The organism is uncultured Nevskia sp., assembly GCF_903885465.1.
Taxonomy (GTDB): Bacteria; Pseudomonadota; Gammaproteobacteria; order Nevskiales; family Nevskiaceae; genus Nevskia.
In genome coordinates this window covers 1-3,601 of sequence record NZ_CAISIQ010000114.1, presented here as the reverse complement: position 1 = coordinate 3,601, position 3,601 = coordinate 1, and the positions used below count along the sequence as shown (strand labels likewise).

Here is a 3,601-nt window from a genome sequence, read left to right as displayed (position 1 = left end):
GGTGACGCCGCGCTGCGTGACTACCTGACGGCAGTTCCCGCGTGTCAGGAGAACGGCAAGTTCTCGACGCAGCGCTACAAGGAATTGCTGGCGCAGAACAGCTACACCACCGACAGCTTCGAAGCTCAGCAGCGCGATACGCTGATGGTCGAGCAGTTGCGTGATGTCGTGCTCGGTAGTGCTGTCGTCACCACGGACGATGCCAAGCTCGCTCTGCGACTTTCCAAGCAGGAACGCGATTTCCAGTATCTGCAATTCGAACCTGCGAAGTATCTGGCCGATGTCACGGTGACGCCTGAGCAGATCGCCGCACGTTACGAGGAAAAGAAGGCTAGCCTGCAGGCTCCAGAGCGGATCAAGCTGGCGTTCGTCGAACTGGCGCAGAGCAAGCTGACCAAGGCGGCCACGCCGAGCGCGGATATTCTCAAGACGCTCTATGAAGCCGAGAAAGCCTCGCGTTTCTCGACTCCGGAAACACGCAAGGCCAGCCATATCCTGATCAACTTCGGCGCTGACAAGGAAGCTGCTCGCAAGAAGGCCGATGATCTCTATGCACAGCTCAAGGGCGGAGCGAATTTCGCCGAACTGGCGAAGACGGCTTCCGATGACCCTGGCAGCAAGAACAAGGGTGGCGACCTCGGCATCGTCAAGCGCGGTGACGGCTTGCTGCCGCCGAAGTTCGAGTCCGCGCTTTACGGATTGAGCAAGGCCGATGATACCAGCGAGCCTGTGGAAACCGAGTTCGGTTTCCACATCATCAAGCTGACTGAATTGAACGATGCGCGCACGCAGGCCTTCGAAGAAGCTGACGTGCAGAAGGCCTTGACCGATCTGTACATCAACAAGGAGTTGCAGTTGCAGCTCCAGGAAAAGAGCAAGCAGCTCGAAGAGATTGCCTTCCAGAACGATAGCTCGCTGGAGCCAGTTGCCAAGGAGCTCGGCCTGACTGTCGAGACCACCGACTGGTTCACGCGTGCCGGCGGTGCCGGCATTGCCGCGAACCCTGCAGTGATCGAAGCCGCGTTCTCGCAGGCGGTGCTCACCGACGGTGTCAACTCCAAGCCGATCTCGGTGGACGCCGATCGCTTGGTCGTGGTGCGCAAGGCCGAATACGAAGCGCCGCGTCAGCGCGCGCTCGCTGAAGTCGAAGCAACGCTGCGCGATGAACTGCGCAACGAGCAGGCGCGCGCCAAGGCGAGTGCCGATGCCAAGGCGGCGCTGGAAGCATTGAAGTCGGGCAAGACGATCGAAGAAGTGGCCACGTCCCTGAATCTCACCGCGCAGTCGCCAGGCCCGAGCACGCGCAATCGCAGCGGCCTGGGACTGGCCTTGCTGGATGCAGTGTTCAAGCTGCCGCGTCCGGCTGCGACGACCTCGAGCTTTGGCGAAGCCAGCATCGAAGGTGGCGCAACGGCAGTCATTGCACTCAAGACCGTTGTCGATGGCAGCCTCAAGCCAGGAACGGAGCCGGCCGGTGAGCTGGCCAGCATTCGTGAAGCGCGCGCCGGTGCGGAGTTCAATGCATACCACGAGGCCTTGAAGAAGCGCATCAAGGTCGAACTGAAGGAGTTGCCGGCTCAAGAGCCGGTCGCTCCTTGATCGACCGCTAGCCAGCCCGGGCGCACGCGATGAAGGTTCATTGGCAAATCGCGATTGCGCTGGCCCTGGCGGTGTTGACCGGCGCACTGGCGTCGGCTGACAGCAGCCTGATCCGCTTCTGCGGGTTCATCGGCGGCCTGTTTCTCAATGGCCTGAAGATGGTCGTGGTGCCATTGATCGTGTCGTCGATCATCGTCGCCATGTCAACGTTCAGCGAGCCGGCGGCGCTGTCCCGCATCGGTCTGCGCACGATGGCGTTCTACACGCTGACTACGGTCCTCGCCGTGGTCGTCGGTCTGGCGATGGTCAATCTCGTCCAGCCCGGCATCATCGATGGCCAGCCTGCCAAGGACATTCTCGGCCTCGCTACCGGCAGCGCCAAGGTCAGCGAGCAGGTATCGAGCGCAAAGCTGTCCGACGTCAGCGATGTCTTCTATCGCATGATCACCTCGAACCCGATCAAGGCGGCCGCCGAAGGCGACCTGCTCGGTCTAGTGTTCTTCAGCATGATGTTCGGCATCTTTGCGGCACGCTTGCCGGGCACTGTCGGCGACGTGCAGCGCGACTTCTGGAACGGTGTCCGCGAAACGATGATGGGCATCACCGGTGTGGTGATGCGCTTTGCCCCGATCGGCGTTTATGCGCTGGTCGCAAAAGCGTTTTCATCGACCGGCGTAGAAGCGATCCGGCCGCTGGCGCTGTTCTTCTTTGCCACGCTCGGCGGGCTGGCGTTCCACATGCTGGTGACGATGTCGGTATTGCTGGCCGTGATCGGGCGGGTGTCGCCGATTCGCATGCTGAAAGCGATGACGCCGGCGCTGCTGACCGGTTTCTCGACCTCCAGTTCGGCTGGCACCTTGCCTGTGACCCTGGAATGTTTGCGCAGCCGCGCAGGCGTCTCCGAGCGTGTCTCCGGATTCACTCTGCCTCTTGGCGCGGCAATCAATCTCGACGGCACCGCGCTCTACGAGTGTGCCGCCGCGATGTTCCTGGCCCAGGCTTACGGCCTGCATCTCGATTTCACGACCCAGTTCGTGATCGTGTCGATGGCCGTCGTCACCTCGATGGGCGTCACCGGCATTCCTTCGGCCAGCCTGGTCGCAATTGCGGTGATTCTCGGCACCATCGGCCTGCCGCTCGAAGGTCTCGGCGTACTGCTGGCCGTCGATCGTGTATTGGACATGTGCCGCACGGCGGTCAATGTCTACGGCGATGGCTGTGGTGCGGTGGTTATTGGTCGCCTCGAAGGCGAGCAAGACATCCTGAAGCCGCCGCAGTAAGCGTCGCGGCTCAACAAAGAGCCCGAAGCGGGTAGTCCGCTTCGGGCTTTTTTTGACCCTTTGGAGAATCAGCCCGGCGTGCCGGCGTCCAGCGAGAAACCCATGATGCTGAAACCAGCGTCGACGTAGATGATCTGGCCGGTGATGCCCGAGGACAGATCGGAGGCCAGGAAGGCGGCGGCGTTGCCGACTTCATCGATCGAGATGTTGCGCTTCAGCGCCGAGCCTTTCTCGGCATGCGACAGCATGCCGCGGAAGCCCTTGATGCCAGCAGCTGCCAGGGTCTTGATCGGTCCAGCCGAGATGCCGTTGACGCGGATGCCTTCCGGACCAAGCTCCGCCGCCATGTAGCGCACATTGGCTTCGAGGCTGGCCTTGGCCGGGCCCATGACGTTGTACATCGGCACCGCGCGCACCGCACCGAGGTAGGTGAGGGTGAGCATGGCGCTGTTGCGACCGGTCATCAGCGGCTTGGCAGCCTTGCCCAGCGCCGCAAAAGAATAGGCAGAGATGTCGTGCGAGATGCGGTAGCCCTCGCGGGTGACGGCGTCTAGATATTTGCCCTGCAACTGCTCGCGCGGCGCAAATCCGATCGAATGGATCATGACGTCGAGCGCGCCCCACTGGTGCTTGAGTTCGGCGAAGACGTTGTCGATCTCCGCATCGACAGTGACGTCCAGCGGCAGCACGATCTTGCTGCCGCACTCGGCAGCGAAATCCTC

3 protein-coding genes are annotated in these 3,601 nt (G+C 61.9%); 2 read left to right on the top strand and 1 reads right to left on the bottom strand.

The genetic code is table 11. The annotated features are described in order from the left end of the window. Together QZY06_RS04235 and QZY06_RS04230 are read left to right on the top strand one after the other, a co-directional pair. Nucleotides 1–1,599 (top strand): peptidylprolyl isomerase (locus QZY06_RS04235; protein WP_295680610.1); only part of this gene is annotated, 1,599 nt, incomplete at its 5' end. 29 nt (nucleotides 1,600–1,628) lie between these two features. Further along, on the top strand, nucleotides 1,629–2,879 hold the full coding sequence (locus QZY06_RS04230; protein WP_295680608.1) for a dicarboxylate/amino acid:cation symporter: 1,251 nt from the start codon (nucleotides 1,629–1,631) through the stop codon (nucleotides 2,877–2,879). A gap of 68 nt (nucleotides 2,880–2,947) precedes the next feature. Here the strand turns inward: QZY06_RS04230 and QZY06_RS04225 are convergent. Continuing rightward, nucleotides 2,948–3,601 (bottom strand): enoyl-ACP reductase (locus tag QZY06_RS04225; protein WP_295680605.1); only part of this gene is annotated, 654 nt, incomplete at its 5' end.

What these genes read in the sequence shown, in the direction of transcription:
- QZY06_RS04230 (WP_295680608.1), top strand. Translation starts at nt 1,629, where the DNA reads ATGAAGGTTCATTGGCAAATCGCGATTGCGCTGGCCCTGGCGGTGTTG.